The 16,660-nt window shown below is 70.4% G+C and carries 16 protein-coding genes; 9 read left to right on the top strand and 7 right to left on the bottom strand.

The genetic code is table 11. The features are described from left to right. The first annotated feature begins 19 nt into the window (after positions 1 to 19). From SACMADRAFT_RS17250 to uvrB, 3 genes are all read left to right on the top strand, one after another. On the top strand, positions 20 to 1,255 hold the full coding sequence (locus tag SACMADRAFT_RS17250; RefSeq protein ID WP_009155115.1) for a PucR family transcriptional regulator: 1,236 nt from the start codon (positions 20 to 22) through the stop codon (positions 1,253 to 1,255). Positions 1,256 to 1,409: 154 nt separating this feature from the next. Beyond that, entirely contained in the window at positions 1,410 to 1,613 is a 204-nt protein-coding gene (locus tag SACMADRAFT_RS17245; protein ID WP_009155114.1) for a hypothetical protein, read from the top strand. A 50-nt stretch (positions 1,614 to 1,663) separates the two neighbouring features. Next, on the top strand, positions 1,664 to 3,823 hold the full coding sequence (uvrB, locus tag SACMADRAFT_RS17240; protein ID WP_040925743.1) for an excinuclease ABC subunit UvrB: 2,160 nt from the start codon (positions 1,664 to 1,666) through the stop codon (positions 3,821 to 3,823). On the opposite strand, the gene SACMADRAFT_RS17235 is transcribed toward uvrB, so the two are convergent. Further along, positions 3,816 to 4,217: a VOC family protein gene (locus SACMADRAFT_RS17235; RefSeq protein ID WP_009155112.1), complete on the bottom strand. Its 402-nt coding sequence runs from the start codon at positions 4,215 to 4,217 to the stop codon at positions 3,816 to 3,818. The two genes, uvrB and SACMADRAFT_RS17235, sit on opposite strands and share 8 nt — an antisense overlap. Before the next feature lie 118 nt (positions 4,218 to 4,335). On the opposite strand from SACMADRAFT_RS17235, the gene SACMADRAFT_RS17230 reads away from it, so the two are divergent. Then, positions 4,336 to 4,767, top strand: a complete 432-nt coding sequence (locus tag SACMADRAFT_RS17230) for a VOC family protein (RefSeq protein ID WP_009155111.1) — start codon at positions 4,336 to 4,338, stop codon at positions 4,765 to 4,767. 98 nt (positions 4,768 to 4,865) lie between these two features. Here SACMADRAFT_RS17230 and SACMADRAFT_RS17225 read toward each other — a convergent pair whose 3' ends face one another. Together SACMADRAFT_RS17225 and SACMADRAFT_RS17220 are read right to left on the bottom strand one after the other, a co-directional pair. Then, positions 4,866 to 5,837 carry an ABC transporter permease gene (locus tag SACMADRAFT_RS17225; protein WP_009155110.1) on the bottom strand — a complete coding sequence of 324 codons (972 nt, stop codon included), beginning with the start codon at positions 5,835 to 5,837 and terminating at the stop codon, positions 4,866 to 4,868. Beyond that, entirely contained in the window at positions 5,837 to 8,758 is a 2,922-nt protein-coding gene (locus tag SACMADRAFT_RS17220) for an alpha/beta fold hydrolase (RefSeq protein WP_040925742.1), read from the bottom strand. Before SACMADRAFT_RS17220 ends, SACMADRAFT_RS17225 begins: the two co-directional genes overlap by 1 nt. A gap of 297 nt (positions 8,759 to 9,055) precedes the next feature. On the opposite strand from SACMADRAFT_RS17220, the gene SACMADRAFT_RS17215 reads away from it, so the two are divergent. Together SACMADRAFT_RS17215 and SACMADRAFT_RS17210 are read left to right on the top strand one after the other, a co-directional pair. Continuing rightward, positions 9,056 to 10,069 carry a TerC family protein gene (locus tag SACMADRAFT_RS17215; RefSeq protein ID WP_009155108.1) on the top strand — a complete coding sequence of 338 codons (1,014 nt, stop codon included), beginning with the start codon at positions 9,056 to 9,058 and terminating at the stop codon, positions 10,067 to 10,069. 40 nt (positions 10,070 to 10,109) lie between these two features. After that, the gene (locus SACMADRAFT_RS17210; protein ID WP_009155107.1) at positions 10,110 to 12,095 is read left to right on the top strand and encodes a S9 family peptidase; all 1,986 of its coding nucleotides are present in this window, start codon (positions 10,110 to 10,112) and stop codon (positions 12,093 to 12,095) included. Between the two features lie 12 nt (positions 12,096 to 12,107). Here the strand turns inward: SACMADRAFT_RS17210 and SACMADRAFT_RS17205 are convergent, their stop codons facing one another. The 3 genes from SACMADRAFT_RS17205 to SACMADRAFT_RS17195 all read right to left on the bottom strand — a co-directional run bounded on the left by SACMADRAFT_RS17205 (position 12,108) and on the right by SACMADRAFT_RS17195 (position 14,222). Further along, positions 12,108 to 12,761, bottom strand: coding sequence for an RES family NAD+ phosphorylase (locus SACMADRAFT_RS17205; protein WP_009155106.1), 654 nt, complete (start codon positions 12,759 to 12,761; stop codon positions 12,108 to 12,110). A 40-nt stretch (positions 12,762 to 12,801) separates the two neighbouring features. After that, a complete protein-coding gene (locus SACMADRAFT_RS17200) occupies positions 12,802 to 13,389 on the bottom strand; it encodes a MerR family transcriptional regulator (RefSeq protein ID WP_040925741.1) in 588 nt (195 codons plus the stop codon). Between the two features lie 116 nt (positions 13,390 to 13,505). Further along, complete coding sequence (locus tag SACMADRAFT_RS17195; RefSeq protein WP_009155104.1) at positions 13,506 to 14,222, bottom strand: DUF6597 domain-containing transcriptional factor; 717 nt, start codon at positions 14,220 to 14,222, stop codon at positions 13,506 to 13,508. On the opposite strand from SACMADRAFT_RS17195, the gene SACMADRAFT_RS17190 reads away from it, so the two are divergent. The 3 genes from SACMADRAFT_RS17190 to SACMADRAFT_RS17180 all read left to right on the top strand — a co-directional run bounded on the left by SACMADRAFT_RS17190 (position 14,221) and on the right by SACMADRAFT_RS17180 (position 16,147). Continuing rightward, positions 14,221 to 14,664 (top strand): NUDIX hydrolase, encoded by a 444-nt coding sequence (locus tag SACMADRAFT_RS17190; protein WP_050998138.1) that lies wholly within the window; start codon positions 14,221 to 14,223, stop codon positions 14,662 to 14,664. The two genes, SACMADRAFT_RS17195 and SACMADRAFT_RS17190, sit on opposite strands and share 2 nt — an antisense overlap. A gap of 125 nt (positions 14,665 to 14,789) precedes the next feature. Beyond that, positions 14,790 to 15,122, top strand: coding sequence for an ArsR/SmtB family transcription factor (locus SACMADRAFT_RS17185; protein WP_009155102.1), 333 nt, complete (start codon positions 14,790 to 14,792; stop codon positions 15,120 to 15,122). Then, positions 15,119 to 16,147, top strand: coding sequence for an SRPBCC family protein (locus SACMADRAFT_RS17180; RefSeq protein ID WP_009155101.1), 1,029 nt, complete (start codon positions 15,119 to 15,121; stop codon positions 16,145 to 16,147). The genes SACMADRAFT_RS17185 and SACMADRAFT_RS17180 overlap by 4 nt, the downstream gene beginning before the upstream one ends. Before the next feature lie 30 nt (positions 16,148 to 16,177). Here SACMADRAFT_RS17180 and SACMADRAFT_RS17175 read toward each other — a convergent pair whose 3' ends face one another. Beyond that, positions 16,178 to 16,603 (bottom strand): hypothetical protein, encoded by a 426-nt coding sequence (locus SACMADRAFT_RS17175; protein ID WP_009155100.1) that lies wholly within the window; start codon positions 16,601 to 16,603, stop codon positions 16,178 to 16,180. Positions 16,604 to 16,660 lie beyond the last annotated feature (57 nt).

The following is a 16,660-nucleotide window of genomic DNA, read 5'->3' as shown; positions in this document are numbered from 1 at the left end:
GCAAACCGAGCCGGGGGTCATGCGCGGTCTGGCGAGCATCGCGACAGCTCTCGCGCACAGAGCCGACGAGCTGACCGGCGAACTCGTGGCGCTGTACGAGCGGGAGTTGCCGCACCTGGTCAACGACGACGAGAACATGGTCAGCCTGCTGTCGGCGAGTGTGTACCAAAACATCGACACGGCGTTTCGGATCTTCCAGCACGGCATCGACCCCGAACGTGTCGAGGCGCCCGCCGCCGCCGTCGAGTACGCGCGCAGGCTCGCCCAGCGCGGCACCGCGGTGGTCGATCTGATCAGGGCCTACTACCTCGGTCAGACCGCGGTGCTGGACCAGGCGCTGGCCGAGGGGGCGCGGCAGATCTCCGACCCCGAAGAGCTGGGCCTGACGATGCGGCACGCGCTCACCACCACCTTCACCTTCATCGACCGCGTCACCCGGCAGGTGGTCTCGGCCTACGAGGAGGAGCGCGACCGCTGGCTGCTCAACCGCAGCGCCGTGCGTGCGGCCAGGGTCCGCGCGTTGCTGGACGAGGACGGCGTGGACGTGGACGCCACCGAGGTGGCGCTGGGCTATCGGCTGCGCGGCCACCACGTCGGGATGATCGCGTGGTACCCCGCCGACGCGCATCCGCCTGACCCGCTCGTGGGCCTGGAGACGGTCGCGGGCCGGTTGGTGGGCGACGGTGGCGAGGGCAGGGCGCTGTTCGTGCCGAGGGACGAGCTGTGCGCGTGGGTGTGGTTGCCGGTCGAAGGGCCCGTACTGCCGCAGCGTCGCCGGATCGAGCGCGTGCTGGCCGAGTCCGACCCCGACGTGCGGCTTGCCATCGGAGATCCCGGAGTGGGTCTCGACGGCTTTCGCCGCACCCACCGGCAGGCGCTGCGCGTTCAGGCGCTCGCGCTGGCCGCGGGCGGTGCCTGCGAGCGGGCCCTGACGTTTCGCGAGGTGGGAGCGGTGGCGTTGATGACATCCGATCTCAACGCCGCGCGGCTGTGGGTGGAGGACATGCTCGGCCCGCTCGCCGTCGACGACGAGCAGCACGCGCGGCTGCGGGAGACGTTGCGGGTGTTCCTGGCCTCCGGTGGCAGCTACACGGCCGCAGCCTCCAGGTTGACGATGCACAAGAATTCGGTTCAGTACCGGGTGCGCAAGGCCGAGGAACTCGTGGGCAGGCCGGTGTCGGACAACCGGTTGGATCTTGAGCTGGCGCTGAACCTGTGCCGTTGGCTGGGAACCGGGGTACTCACCCGATCGTAGACAGTTCTTCGGTCTGTCGTACCAGTAATGTGGTCAATCGTTGGTCGGTGAACACGAAGCGTTCCCGACAGCCTGCCAATACGCTCCCCATATGGGGTCCACAATGCCTGAACCGGGTGAAGCGGTAGCGGTTGTCCGCTTGCGTCGAGGCGTCGTGGGCGAGACCAGACGGGTGTGCCATGTCGTGCCGCTGCCCGAGTCGCGACCGGCGCCCGAGGAGCTGACGGCGCTGTGCGGTGAGCGGATCCGACCCGGCCAGGCCGAGGTGCTCACCACGTTCACCGGCATGCCTTGCGAGGTGTGCCTGGCGGCCGCGGTGCGCGGCAACCCGGTCGGGTTGGTCGGCGCGGCGGGCTGACCGGCCGAGGGCGCTCCGAACTGTCGGTGCGGGCGCCTACTCTGAAAGACGTGGCATTCGCAACCGAGCACCCCGTGCTGGCGCACTCCGAGTTCCGTCCCGTTTCCGAGATCCCCCGCTCGGACGGTCGATTCCAGGTGGTCAGCGACTACTCCCCGGCGGGCGACCAGCCCGCCGCGATCGACGAACTCGCCCGCAGGCTCTCGGCGGGCGAGAAGGACGTGGTGCTGCTCGGCGCCACCGGCACGGGCAAGTCGGCCACCACCGCGTGGCTCATCGAGCGCGTGCAGCGGCCGACGCTGGTGATGGCGCCCAACAAGACACTGGCGGCTCAGCTGGCCAACGAACTGCGGGAGCTGTTCCCGCACAACGCGGTGGAGTACTTCGTCAGCTACTACGACTACTACCAGCCCGAGGCCTACGTCCCGCAGACCGACACCTACATCGAGAAGGACTCCTCGATCAACGACGACGTGGAGCGGCTGCGGCACTCCGCGACCATGAACCTGCTCTCGCGCAGGGACGTCATCGTGGTGGCGAGCGTGTCCTGCATCTACGGCCTCGGCACACCGCAGTCCTACCTCGACCGCTCGACGCGGTTGGCGGTGGGCGACGAGGTGGACCGCGACACCTTCCTGCGCGCGTTGGTCGATGTGCAGTACACCCGCAACGACCTCGCGTTCGCGCGCGGCACGTTCCGGGTGCGCGGCGACACGGTGGAGATCATCCCGGCGTACGAGGAACTCGCGATCCGCGTGGAGTTCTTCGGCGACGAGATCGACCGGCTGTACTACCTGCACCCGCTCACCGGCGACATCGTCAACGAGGTCGAGGAGGTGCGGATCTTCCCTGCGACCCACTACGTCGCGGGGCCGGAACGGATGGAGAAGGCCATCCAGGGCATCGAGGCCGAACTCGCCGAGCAGCTGCAGCAGCTGGAGAAGCAGGGCAAGTTGCTGGAGGCGCAGCGGCTTCGGATGCGCACCAGCTACGACATCGAGATGATGCGCCAGATCGGGTCCTGTTCCGGTATCGAGAACTACTCCAGGCACGTCGACGGGCGTCCGCCGGGTTCCGCGCCCGCCACCTTGCTCGACTACTTCCCCGACGACTTCCTGCTGGTGATCGACGAGTCGCACGTGACGGTGCCGCAGATCGGCGGCATGTACGAGGGTGACGCCTCGCGCAAACGCACCCTCGTCGAGCACGGTTTCCGGCTGCCGAGCGCGCTGGACAACCGCCCGCTGACCTGGGAGGAGTTCTCCGACCGCATCGGGCAGACCGTGTACCTCTCGGCGACGCCGGGGCCGTACGAGTTGGGCCAGACCGGCGGCGAGTTCGTCGAGCAGGTGATCCGTCCCACCGGGCTCGTCGACCCCGAGGTGATCGTCAAACCCACCGAGGGCCAGATCGACGACCTGGTGCACGAGATCAGGACGCGCGCGGACCGCGACGAACGGGTGCTGGTCACCACGCTGACGAAGAAGATGGCCGAGGACCTCACCGACTACCTGCTCGAGCTGGGCATCCGCGTGCGGTACCTGCATTCCGAGGTCGACACGCTGCGCCGGGTGGAACTGCTGCGGCAGCTGCGTTCCGGCGACTTCGACGTGCTGGTCGGCATCAACCTGCTGCGGGAGGGTCTCGACCTGCCGGAGGTGTCGCTGGTGGCGATCCTGGACGCCGACAAGGAAGGTTTCCTGCGCAGCGGCACCTCGCTGATCCAGACGATCGGTCGTGCGGCCCGCAACGTGTCCGGCCAGGTGCACATGTACGCGGACAAGGTCACCGACTCGATGCGCTACGCCATCGACGAGACCAACCGGCGGCGTGCCAAGCAGATCGCGTACAACACCGAGCGCGGGATCGATCCGCAGCCGCTGCGCAAGAAGATCGCCGACATCCTCGACCGCGTCTACACCGAGGCGGACGACTCCGAGCAGCAGATCGAGGTGGGCGGTTCCGGGCGTAACTCCTCGCGCGGCAAGAAGCCGGAGCATGGTGACAGGGTGCGCAGCTCGGGCGTGCTGGCCGACCGGGACGTGACAACCATGCCGCGTGCCGAGCTGGCCGACCTCATCCAGCAGATGACCGACCAGATGATGCAGGCGGCCAGGGACCTGCAGTTCGAACTGGCCGCCCGGCTGCGCGACGAGATCGCCGAGTTGAAGAAGGAACTACGCGGGATGGACGCGGCCGGAGTCAAGTAACTCCGCGCGTGCGCTCACCCGCGTCCGGATCGGGCTCGAGCATGCCGAACAGGTTGCCCTCTGGGTCGCGGCAGTGCACCAGCCACCCCACCCCCGGTATCGCGCTCTTCTCGCTCGCCACCGTGCCTCCGGCCTGCACCACCTCCCTGGTCAGCAGGTCGATGTCGGGGACCTCCATCGTGAGCGGGAAGGCTCCCGGTGCGGAGTCCGGGTCGGGCGGCGGGCCGCTGCGGAGCAGCAGGCCGCCGTCGATCCCCTGACCCTCACCGGTCGTGACCGACCAGTAGGGCTCGGGGCCCCACCGTTCGAACGACCAGTCGAACAGCGCCGTGTAGAAGGCGATGGCCCGTTCGGGGTCGCCGGTATGGATCTCGAAATGAACGGGTCGAGGCATGATGTGGCCTCCTGGGGCGAATCGCCGGTGCGAGCCGGTGACCGGGAAGGCTTGACGTTCGCGATTGTCCCCCGTGCCCGGCAGACTTGTCAGCAGCAGGGGAAGGGAGACAGCGCAGATGGCGTTGGGTGTGCAGGTGACCTTCGACGCGGCCGATCCCCGCAGGCTCGCCGAGTTCTGGGCGATCGCGCTGGACTACGAGTTGCAGCCGCCGCCACAGGGGTACGGTTCCTGGGCCGACTTCGCGGACGCGCTCGGGCTGCCACGCCAGAGCTGGGACTCGAAGGTGGCCGTCGTCGACCCCGCGCAGGCAGGCCCGCGGCTGCTGTTCCAGCGCGTGCCCGCACGCCCGACGGTGAAGAATCGCTTGCACCTCGACATCGTGGCCAGCGCGCCGCACCAGCACACCGAGCGCGGTTGGCAGCAGGTGCTGGCCAGGGCCGATGTGCTGGTGGCCGCGGGCGCGCGGCTGGTACGCGAACTCGACGAGCCAGGCGCCAGGTGCCTGGTGATGAGCGACCCGGAGGGCAACGAGTTCCGGGTGTGCTGACGGCGCGGCGGTGGAAACCCCGGGCTCGGTCAGCTCGTGACGTCCTTTGGTGGGCAACCTGGCTGACTTCCCCGCCGAGGCCCAACGTCCGGGCTCGGTCAGCTGGTGATGTCCTTGGTGGCGAACCGGCGGGCCGCCAGCAACCCGAACACGGTCGCGTAGACGACCGCCGACAGCACGCCCGAGGCCATGTCGGTCCATTCGACGTCGGTGGCGATCAGGTCCATCCACGCGAACGAGAAGTGCGTGGGCAGGAAGTCACGCAGGTCACCGAGCGCGGTGATCTGATCCAGGATCTGCGACAGGATCGACACCAGCACCGTGCCGCCGACCGCGCCGAGCGGCGCGTCGGTGGACACGCTCAGCAGCAGTCCCAGCGCGGCCACCCAGGACAGCTGCAGCAACACGTAGCCGGTGCCCAGCGCGATGGCCACCAGGCTCTGCTCGAACGCGATCGAGTCGCCGGTGGGGCTGATCGCCTCACCCGCCCCGTACCAGACCACCCCGACCCCGAGCGCGACCACCGGCAGCACGGCCACCGTGAGCGCCGACAGCAGCGCCGAGGCGACCGCCTTCTGCCGCAGCAGCCGGTGCCGGGGCACCGGGATGGCCAGCAGGTACTTCAGGCTCGACCACGAGGACTCGCTTGCCACCGTGTCGCCGAAGTACAGCGCGACGATCATCGGCAGCAGGAACGAGCCCGAGACGAACATCGCCAGCACCACGAAGTTCGGCGCGCTCGCCGTGGCGAGGTCGATGAAGCCGCCCGAACGGCGGTTCGGGCTGGCGTCGCCGAGTTCGAAGGCCAGCACCAGCACGAACGGCAGCAGCGCCACCAGCGCCAGGACCAGCTGGGTGCGCCGCCTGCGCAACTGCCTGCGCAACTCCACACCCAGCCGCAGCGTCCGTGCCGCCCGGTAGCCCGCGACGGCCCCGTCCGGCCCCACCCGCACGGTTTCCCCGCGGGCGGCTTCGGTCAGCTCGTCCAGCGCAGCCGGATCGGTGTGCACGCCGTGCCGCCCGGCCTCAGCGCCGGTGCCGTCGGGGGTTCTCCCGGCGTCGGTGCTCATCAGCCGCCCTCGCCTTCGCCGACCAACTGTAGGAACGCGTCTTCCAGGCGCCTGCGGGGACCAGCCTGCTCCACCGAGACCCCGGCACGCACCAGAGCCGCCACCGCCTCCGAGCGTGGCAGGCCGTCGAGGTCGGCATGCACCAGCTGGCCCTCGACGTCCACGCCGGAGACCCCGCCGACCGCGCGCAGTGCCTCCGCGGCCGCCTCGGGGCGGTCCACCCGGAACGTCGCCTCGCCACCGGCGACGATGTCGGTGACCGCGCCGGAGGCCACCAACCTGCCGCGGTGCATCACCACCACGTGCGTGCAGGTCTGCTCCACCTCGGCGAGCAGGTGGCTGGACACCAGCACCGTGCGGCCGGTGGCCGCGTAGCGGCGCAGCACCTCGCGCATCTGGTGGATCTGCGGCGGGTCGAGGCCGTTGGTCGGCTCGTCCAGCACCAGCAATTCCGGTAGCCCCAGCATCGCCTGCGCGATCGCCAGCCGTTGCCGCATGCCCTGGCTGTAGGTGCGCACCCTGCGGTGCACGGCGTCGCCGAGCCCGGCGATCTCCAGTGCCTGCGAGAAGTGCGCGCGCTCCGGTGGCCGCCCGGTCGCGGCCCAGAACAGCCGCAGGTTCGCCTCACCGGAAAGGTGCGGCAGGAATCCGGAGCCCTCGACGAACGAGCCGATGCGCGACAGCACCGGCGCACCGGGTCGCACCGGGTGCCCGAACACCTTGATCTCGCCTTCGGTGGGGGTGATCAGGCCCATCAGCATCCGTAGCGTGGTGGTCTTGCCCGCGCCGTTGGGCCCGAGCAGGCCGAGCACCTGGCCCGGCTCCACGCGCAACGACAACCCGCTCACGGCGGTCAGCCCGCCGGGGTAGGACTTGGTCAATCCCTCGATGACCAGCGGGGTGTGTTCCAGCGCCGGGTCCGGCCGGTGTGAGCGGCGCCGCCGCAGCGCGGCCACCACCGCCACCGCCGCGGCCAGCGCGAGGGTGCCCGCGATGCCGAGCAGTTGCGGCAGTGGCCACCCCGACGTCACGGTGTTGCCGCCGACCACGGGCACGGCCAGCCGTGCGTCGCCCGCGAGCGAGAGGCGGTAGGCGGCGGGTGTGGTGGGGGTGGCGTAGGACTGGTCGGTCGTGCCGACGACGAGTTGCAGCCGGTGCCCGGACTCCACCGGCCGCACCACACCCGGCAGCGTCACGGTCACCTCGACGGGTGTGCCGTCGGGGGGCAACGACGGCACGCGGATCGCGGAGACGGCGTTGCCAGGCAGCGTCCGGGTGCCGTCGGGGTTGACGTCGTAGAGCTTGGCGAACAGCACCGCCGCGTCCGCGGGCGCAGGGCCACCGGCCGAGGCGATCCGCAGCCGCACGGTCGAGGAGCCCGCCACGAGCAGTTGGGAGTCCAGCGGCCGCGAGAGGAAGGTCGCCGACTGGCCGGGCGGATCGACGGTGAACAGGCCGGACAGCCGCGAGGAGTTCGCCACCACCCGGTTCAGGCCGGGGATACCGCTCACCGCGGCGGGTGTCGCCCCCGGTGGGCGTAGGGCCACCTGCTCCGGTCCTCCGAGCGGGACCGTGCGGCGCAGGGTTTCACCGGAGCCGAGACCGGGATAGCCGTCGGCCTCCACGCTGCGCACAGACGGCGCACCGGATGCCCGCAGCGAGCCCTGCACGTCGTAGCGGAACGGTGCGGGGGCGGCGGTCTCGCCGGTGTGCTCGGCGTCGAGGTGGGCTTGCAGGAAGTCGCCGATGGTGGCCCGAAGCTGCGGGCCGGGCACACCGCCGTCGTGCCCGCCGGTGTACCAGATGACCGAAACGGGTGCTCCCGCCTCGGAGATCTGCCGGGCGTTGGCGTCGGCCTGGTCGAGGCCGAACAGGGTGTCGTTCTCGCCCTGGACGAGCAGGGTCGGCACCGTGATCTCGCCGGTGACCGAGGCGGGGGACACCCGGCGCAGCAGCGCCAGCGTCGGCTCGCTCGCCCGGCCGTCGACGGCGACGTCGTTGTAGGCGGCGCAGACCTGCTCGGTGAAGCGCCCGCACACCTCGTCCGTGGCGGGCGGCGCGGGGTTGCCCTGACGCGCCGCGCCGGACGGCGCTGAGGTCCCGAAACCGGCACCGGCCTCGCCGGCCTCGCCGGTGGCGCCCGTGCCGCCGGTGCCGCTGTCACCGTTGTCCAGCTCGTCGCCCGGCTCGATCGCCTCGGCGCCGGGGCCGCCTGCCGTTGGCGCTCCGAGTCCGGCGGAGAACAGCGTGCCCGCCCATGCCCGCTTGAACACTCCGCCGTCGGCGGCGATGCCCGCGGCGGGGGTGGTGGCGCGCGACTCGCCGGTGGTGGCGTAGTTCGGCAGCAGCGCCTGCGCCAAATCGTTGTAGGTCATCACCGGCGCGATCGCGTCCACCCGCTCGTCCGTGCCCGCCAGCAGCAGGGCAAGCGCGCCGCCGTAGGAAGCACCGGTGACGCCGACAAGCGGATCGCCGTCACCCTCGGTCAGCACCTCCGGCAGCCCTGCGAGGTGATCGACGAGGCGGACCGCGTCGGCGACCTCGTAGTCGGGGTCGTTCAGCGCGATGCGCCCCGTGCTGGTGCCGAAGCCGCGCGCCGAGTAGGTCAGCACGACGAACCCGCGCTCGGCGAGTTCGGCCGCCTCCCGGGAAACGCTGTTCTTGTCCCCGCCGAAGCCGTGCGGCAGCAGCACCGCGGGAGCGGGGGTCACCTCCGGCACGTACAGCGTGGTGTCCAGCTGCACGCGCTCTTGCGAACCGGGGGCCGCGGCGACGTCGATTGTGGCGTCCCGCGTGAGGTAGGAAGGTGTCTCGTCGCCGTCGCCGATCCAGAGCACCGCACCCGCGCCGAGGACGACGACGGCGGCGAGCAACGCGAGCAGGCGCAGCCGACGGCCGCGTGGACGTGGAGTTCGGCGCACGCCCTCACACTATGCGGCGTTTGCTGAGAACCCGCTGTGGGCATCCTCGCCCGAGGCGGGCTCCAGCCGCGCCTGTGACACAGGTTACGGCGGAAGTCGCCCGGTGTGAGCCGCAGCGGCTGGCTTTCCCAATCCGGACCCGCGATGATTGGACACGTTGTGGAGGGGAGTATTCCTTCGCGGCGGCGTCGTCAGCACGGCTGTCCCTGGGGCACCCGGCGCCGTCGGCCGGCGCGGCCGGTGGAAGAGACCTCCGGGTAGTGGCCCGTATTTCCGCTAACCGGAGGTTGTCGTCATATGACCGTGCCGTTCTGGCTGTGGCTTGCCACCATCGGGGGCCTGCTCGCGCTGCTGGCGATCGATCTCGTGATCGTCGACCGCAAGCCCCATCAGGTCACCACCGGTGAAGCCGCGCGCTGGGTGATCTTCTACATCTCGTGCGCGATCGTGTTCGGCATCGGTGTGTGGCTGTTCGGCGGTCACGACCCGGGGGTCGAGTTCTTCACCGGTTACCTCACCGAGTACTCGCTGTCGGTCGACAACCTGTTCATCTTCATGGTGATCATGTCGTCGTTCCGGGTGCCCGCGATCCACCAGCACCGCGTGCTGCTCATCGGAATCCTGCTGGCGCTGGTGATGCGTGGCGCGTTCATCGCGATCGGTGCCGCGCTCATCGCCAAGTTCGTATGGATCTTCTTCATCTTCGGCGCCTTCCTGGTGTGGACGGCGATCAGCATGGTGCGCGGCGACAGCGGGCACGAGGAGTACCACGAGAACCTGGTGACCCGCTGGGTGCGCAAGGTCTTCCCCGTCACCGACGAGTACGTGGGGCACAAGTCGATCGTCAAGCGGGACGGCAAGCGGTACCTGACGCCGATGTTCGTGGTGATCGTCGCCATCGGCAGCGCTGACCTGCTGTTCGCGGTGGACTCCATCCCCGCGATCTTCGGTATCACGCAGGACGCCTACCTGGTGTTCACCGCCAACGCCTTCGCGCTCATGGGGCTGCGGCAGCTGTACTTCCTGCTCGGCGGGCTGGTGACCAAGCTGGTCTACCTGTCCTACGGGTTGGCGTTCATCCTCGCGTTCATCGGCGTGAAGCTCGTGCTGCACGCGCTGCACGAGTACCACGTGACACCGGCCTGGCTGGAGATCAACAACTGGACCTCGCTGGGAGTGATCGTCTCGGTGCTGGTGATCACCACTGTGGCGAGCATCCTGAAGTCCCGTCGCGACCCGGGGGCGGTGAGCAAACTGAACCTGCGCCCGTCCGCCCCGGAGGACGCGTCGAGCACATCCCGCGACGGGTAAAACCTTTAGGCTCGCTAAGGAGTTCGGGTACGATCGCCGGATGCGACCCGCCGATCTCGAACTGTTCGCCGTGCCGGGAAGGCCCGCGCTGCACGGTGAACTCCTGCTGACCGCACTCACCCGGCCGGACCTGCGGACCGACAGCTACGTCGGTGCGCTGCGCCGCATCGACCTCGACGGCGTGGCCGGCACCGGCACGGCATGGACCCACGGTGAGCGCGACGCCTCGCCCGCCATCTCTCCCGACGGGCGCTGGGTGGCCTTCACCCGGGCACAGGGGCGCGAGCGGCCGCAGCTGTACGTGATGCCCACGGACGGCGGTGAGCCCAGAAGGCTCACCGCGTTGCCGCTCGGCGTGAACCCGCCGGTGTGGGCGCCGGACTCGCGCCGGATCGCCTTCACCGCACGCGTGCCCGAACCGGGTCGCTACGGCACTCCCGCCGACGGCGACGCCGAGGAGACCGGCCCGGAGCCCGACGCCGAGCCACCCAGGCTGATCACCCGCTTCGACTACCGCATCGACGACGTCGGCTTCCTGCGCGACCGGCCCGCGCGGCTGTTCGTGCTCGACGCGCTCGACGCGCCGGAGGCGCAAGACGGGGCCGAGCAGCGGGTGCCGACCCCGCTCACCGACGACCGCGCGAGTGTCAGCGATCCGGCGTGGACCCCTGACGGCACGCACGTGCTGGTCGTGGCTCCCCGCGACTGGGACCGCTCCGAGACGCTGCACAGCGACATCTACGCGGTGCCCGCCACCGGCGGTGCGCCCGCGCTGCTGGCGCGCACCAGCGGCAGGGCGGCCAAACCCACCGTGACGGCTGACGGCACGGTGCTGTTCTACGCCGACGAGTACGAGGGTTTCTCCGCCGCGGCACGCAACACCGGTCTGTGGGCAGCCGCGCTCACCGGCGGCGCGTCCGCGTCGCCACGCAGGCTGACCGACCCCGAGACCGTCGACTGCGTCGGCGAAGCGGGCCCGCCCGCGCCCCACGGCGACGGCGTGCTGGTGGTGGTGCGCAACCGCGGCGCAGCCGAGTTGCGCTCGGTGCCGCGCTCGGGGCAGCCGGTGGCGTTGGACGCGATGCCCGTGCTGGCGGGACGGCGCGCCGCCGTGCGGACTTTCGTGGTGGACGGCGAGCGCGTCGCCGTCGTTCGCTGCGGTCAGCGGGACGCGGGCGAGGTGGTGCTGCTGGAGGGCGGTGAGGAGCGGACCCTGACCGACTTCTCCGAGCCGATTCGGCAGGCGGGGATACATCCGGCCACGGAACTGACCGCCACCGCACCCGACGGCTACCCGGTGCACGGCTGGCTCGTCGAGCCCGAGGGCGAGGGCCCGCATCCGGTGCTGCTGCTGATTCACGGCGGCCCGTTCGCGCAGTACGAGTGGAGCCTGTTCGACGAGGCACAGATGTATGCCTCGGCGGGCTACGCGGTGCTACTCGGCAACCCGCGCGGGTCGGCGGGGTACGGGCAGCGGCACGGCCGTGCGGTGGTCGGCGCGCTCGGCACCGTGGACGCCCACGACCTGCTCGCGCTCCTCGACGAGGCGCTGCGCAGGCCCGACCTCGACGGCGAGCGCGTCGGTGTGCAGGGCGGTTCCTACGGTGGCTTCATGACGGGCTGGCTGGCCGCCTGGCACGGTGACCGCTTCCGCGCCGCATGGAGCGAGCGAGCGGTCAACGCATGGGACTCCTTCGTCGGCAGCTCGGACATCGGCTGGTGGTTCGCCGAGAACTACGTCGGCAGCGACCCCGAACTGCTCAGGAAGACCAGCCCGCTGACCTACGCCGACCGCATCACCATCCCGTTCGCCGTCGTGCACTCGGAGCGCGACTGGCGCTGCCCGCTGGAGCAGGCCCAGCGGATGTTCGTCGCGCTACGGCGCAACGGCACCGACACCGAGTTGCTGCTGTTCCCCGGCGAGGGACACGAGTTGACCCGGTCGGGTAAGCCGAGGCACCGCAAACGGCGGTTCGAGGCCGTCCTCGAATGGTGGCGAAAGCATCTTCCGCCCGCCGTGACGTGATCAGTGACGTGATCAGTTCAGCATGAGGTAGTTCAGCTCGTCGCACACCCGGCTGAGCGGGACGTCCAGCCCGGGGTGGTCCAGTTGCAGCAACACGTCGGGTGCGGCGGGCAGCGCGGCCCTTGCGGGCGGGTCCCACAGGCAGACGGCAGGGGCACCGGAGTCCATCGAGGAGCGGTACCACAGTCCGTCGAGGTCGTCGTAGGCGGCGCGGATGGCGCGGGCCCATGCCTGGGTGATCCGCTTGGGCCCGCTGGAGATCTCCTGCGAGGCTCCCACCCGGGTCGGCCACAGCCCGGAAAGGTCGAGCAGCCGAAGCGTCCTCGCCGGGCGGACCACCACCAGGTGCGGACCCCTGGTCTTGCGATCGAGTGTCGAGGTGGTCTGGAACACCTCGGCCACGCTGGTGCGCACGGACAACCCGAAGTAGAGCACGCCGTTGCCGCGGTCGGTCACCGGTTCGCCGCGGCGGGGGTGTTGCGGGTCGAAGCGGCCGTGCGGCAGCGGGCCGGTGTAGCGGAAGCTGTCCCAGCGCTGCGGGTGGTTGCCGTGCGCGGTGAAGATGCGGACCAGCCGCGTGGCCGGGTGCACCGCGACGATGTCCTCGGTGCGGCGCAACTCGTTCAGCAGCACGCTGCGCGACGGCGGCAGGGGCAACCTTGCCATGGACAGCGATCGACCGTTCCTTGCTCGTACCGCCGCCGTTTCAGACCGGTGTGCCAAGAGTGGCGGCCAGCCGTGCCACGGGTTCGGGGTCGCCGCCCGCAAGCAGCCACTGGCGTGGGGTCGCCTGCTTGCCGTTGATCACCAACTCGGTCTGCGGCGTGCTCATGAACGCCGCGACCACCAGGGCAGGCTGGTCGTCGGGCACCGCGCGCAACACGACGTCGAGTCCCGGAAGTACGCCGCTGCCGGTGAACTGCCAGGCGGGCAGCCGCCAGCCGCCCTGGTCCTTCCACCCGGTGAGTCTGCGTTCCTTGAGCCGGTGGCGGATGCGGCTGTCGTCGACGCCGAGCCTGGCCGCCGCATCCTGCACGGTGAGTGCGGAGTCGGCGAGCACGGCGTGCTCGGCGACGGTCCGTGCCCGGTAGTCACGCTCACCCTCGCGGTGCGCGGACAGATCCAGCCCGACATCGGCGAGCGTGCCGCGCTGGTCGGGGGAGAAGTAGTGCGCCGGGTCAGGGTTGGGCGGGCTGAGCCGCCGTGCCGCGTCCTCGACCAGTGCCAGGAACTCCGATGCGTTGACCTTCAGCCCGGCCTTGGCGAGCACGTTCTCCAGCGCGAGGGTGGTCATGCGCATAGATTAGCCTGTGTGTGCGCCTTCGTGCGCTTTGCTGGGGAAACGGTGCGGAAAATCACCGGAATCGACACACAATGCACAGCATTCAACACAAGCTGTAACCGTCCGACTCAGTGTGCCCGCACCGGAGGGGTGTGTCCAGATCCGATGGTCGTGAAGAAGGTACTCGCCGTGTCGGCGGTCAGTGCCCGGCACTCGCGTGACAGGTGCGCCTGGTCGCTGTAACCGGCTGCGACGGCCAGCGAGGCAAGGTCGGAGGCGGCCGCCGCGCCTGCCATGGCGCGGCGCAGCCGCGCCACCCGAAGGTAGGTGGCGGGGCCAAGCCCCACTGCCTCGGTGAATCGTCTGCGGAACTGGCGTTGTCCCAGCGGCACCCCCGCCATCGCGTCCCGCACTCGTGGCACGCCGCTGTCCAGCCGGGAGAGCACGACGTCGAGCATCAAGTCGCGTTCGGTGCCTGCGACCCGCTCGGTGACCAGTGCCGTGAGGCTGTGCGGGCGGTGTGACAGCAGGTCGGTGACCGCACTGCCCATCCGTCCCCACACCTCGGCCAGCGCCACCCTGCGGTCGGTCAACTCGTCGGCGGCCACGCCGAGCGCTCTGGGGGCGTGCCCAGGCCGGAACCGCACGCCGTGCACCGGTGTGCCAGGCGGAAGGTCCGCCTGCCAGGGGCCGGTGTCGGGGCCCGCCACGAAGACCGACTCGCCCGCCACCACCAGGTCGACGCACCCGTCGGGCACGATGCGCTCGCCACCTCGGGTGTGGTTCCACCACACGCAGCGCACGGTTTCGCGCAGCGCCGGTGGCGGGGCCGTCTCGCGGTACATGCCCCCATCATCGTCCCGGCGTGCGGCTACCGTGTGCCGGGTGAGCGCCGTTATCGACAGCCTGGCGTGGGTGCTGGTTCGCGATCGCGCGCTGCTTTGCGTGCGCACCAGGGGCAAGGACAAGTTCTATCTGCCGGGCGGCAAGCGCGAGCAGGGGGAGAGCGATGTCGCGGGGCTGCGCCGCGAGATTCGCGAGGAACTCGGTGTCGAACTCGATCCGCTCAGCTTCACGCTGTTCGCGGTGCTCGACGAGCCCGCCGACGGCTACTCCGACGGCCGCCGGGTGCGCATGACCGCCTACACCGCCCGGTTCAGCGGGGAGCTCTCGCCGGGCAGTGAGATCGCCGAGTTCGCGTGGCTGTCGGCGGCCGACGCGCACCGTTGCCCGGCCGCGGGCCGCCGCGTGCTGAACCTGCTGGCGCAAGCAGACCGCATCGACTGACCCACCCGCGAGTCCCCCGCTCCCACCCGCGAGTCCCCCGCTCCTGCCCGCGAATTCTGCGTTCCGGACCGCGAGTTCTGCGCAGCCCACTGGCGCTTATATGCCATGCGAGTTATATTACTGTCATGGCAAATACGTTTGAGGTGCTGGCGGAGCCTCGGCGCAGGGAGATCCTCGATCTACTGCGAGGTGGCGAACGGGTGGTCGGCGATCTGGCCGACCGGCTGGCCCTCACGCAGCCCGCCGTGTCCAAACACCTGCGCGTACTGCGTGAGGCCGGGCTCGTCGATGTCCGGCAGGACGCCCAGCGCCGGTGGTACCGGCTGCGGCCGGAGCCACTGCTGGAGATCGAGTCCTGGCTGACTCCGTACCGCAGGCTGTGGGCCGACCGGCTCGACGCCCTCGAACGCCACCTGGACACGATGCCCGACACGCCCGGGGGAAAGGACTCACCGTGAACTACCTAGCACGCCGAGCGGGCGAGGAGCTGCTGCGGCCCGGGTCGGCCTACGGTGCCGACCCGCTCGGCACGCTGGAAGTGATGGACGGCAGGCCGGTGTTGCGGTTCGAGCGTCGGCTGGCGCACCAGCCGGAGAAGGTGTGGCGCGCCCTCACCGAGCCGGGCGAGCTGGCCCACTGGTTCCCCGCCACCGTCACGACACAGCCGCGGAGCGGCGGCATCCTGCGGTTCTCGTTCGACGCGGACACACCCGACGGCGACTACGCAAACGGAAAGGTGCTCGAACTCGACCCACCCAAGGTCTTTGCCTTCAGCTGGGCGGGCTCGGTGCTGCGCTTCGAACTCGTTCCGGAAACAGACGGCTGCCTGCTGCTGTTCAGCCACACCCTCAGCGGTACGGGCACCGAGGGCGACCTGCCTTCCGTCGCCCGACAGGCTCCGGGCTGGGACGCCTGCCTCGGCCTGCTCGTCGCGACGCTCGACGGCGAGCCCGCCGAGCCGGGCGGCAGTGACTGGTTCCTGGCCCGCGCCGAGGCGTACGTGGAAAGCTACGGGCTCGGTGAGGGGGAGGCCCTTGTGGACGGTGACGGCTGGATGCTGCGCTTCGAACGCGACCTGGTCCAGCCTCGCGAGCAAGTGTGGGCGGTGCTGACCGAGGGGGACGCTCCCGTCGTGGGAGGGCAGGCGCCGGTGCGCTTCACCCACGGCTACCTGGAACCCGCGGCGGTGACGGAACTGCAAGAGGGCCGCACGGTCGAATACGGGTGGCGCCACGGGAACCACGACGCGGGGACCGTTCGATTGGTACTGCGGGACCAGCAGCCACTCGGGACCCGGCTCGTGCTGACCCAGACGGTGCCCCAAGCCCTTGCCGAGCAACGCGCGACGCAACTCGCGGCCTGGCAGACCCACCTGGAACTGCTGTTCGCCGCGCTGCACGGCGACGTACGATGCCCGTGGCCGCGGGAGCGCACCGAGTTGCTGCGGCAACGCTACGAGGACCGCCTCCGCGGCCGGAGGTGACACTCGCGCCCGCCGCCGGGGTGCGGCGGGTCAGGCGCGGGCCGTCTCGTGCACGTGCCGCCACCGCAGCCCGTTGCGGGCGGTGGGATCGCGCAGCAGCAGCGCGGTCACCACGCGGCTCGATCGGTGCTGGCCGTCGCGATGGTCCTCGCCGAACCGCACCAGCACGAACTCCGGGGTGTCGGCGAGGATACGCACATCGTGGACGTCGATGCGCAGTCCTGGACGTGCGTTGCGCGCGCGGGAAAGCCCGTCGAACAGTTCACCGGGCGAGACCACGGTGCCGTCGACGCCGACCAGCTCGAAGTCGCTCGTGTGCGCGGCGCGGAAGTCGTCGAGCAGGGCCGGTTCGCACTCGCTGCCCAACCACCCGGCCAGCAGGTCGTGGTGGGCGGCGATTTCGGCATGGACGGCATGGACGGCATGGACGTCGCCCGGTAGCGATTCCGCTGTCACCCTGCCCCCATTCGCCGATGTCGGCCACCGCCGTGTTCGGCCACGTTCGCGCACCTG

This window comes from Saccharomonospora marina XMU15, from assembly GCF_000244955.1.
In the GTDB taxonomy this organism is placed as follows: domain Bacteria; phylum Actinomycetota; class Actinomycetes; order Mycobacteriales; family Pseudonocardiaceae; genus Saccharomonospora_A; species Saccharomonospora_A marina.
The sequence above is the reverse complement of the archived record's forward strand: the minus strand, read 5'-3'. Positions and strand labels throughout refer to the sequence as shown.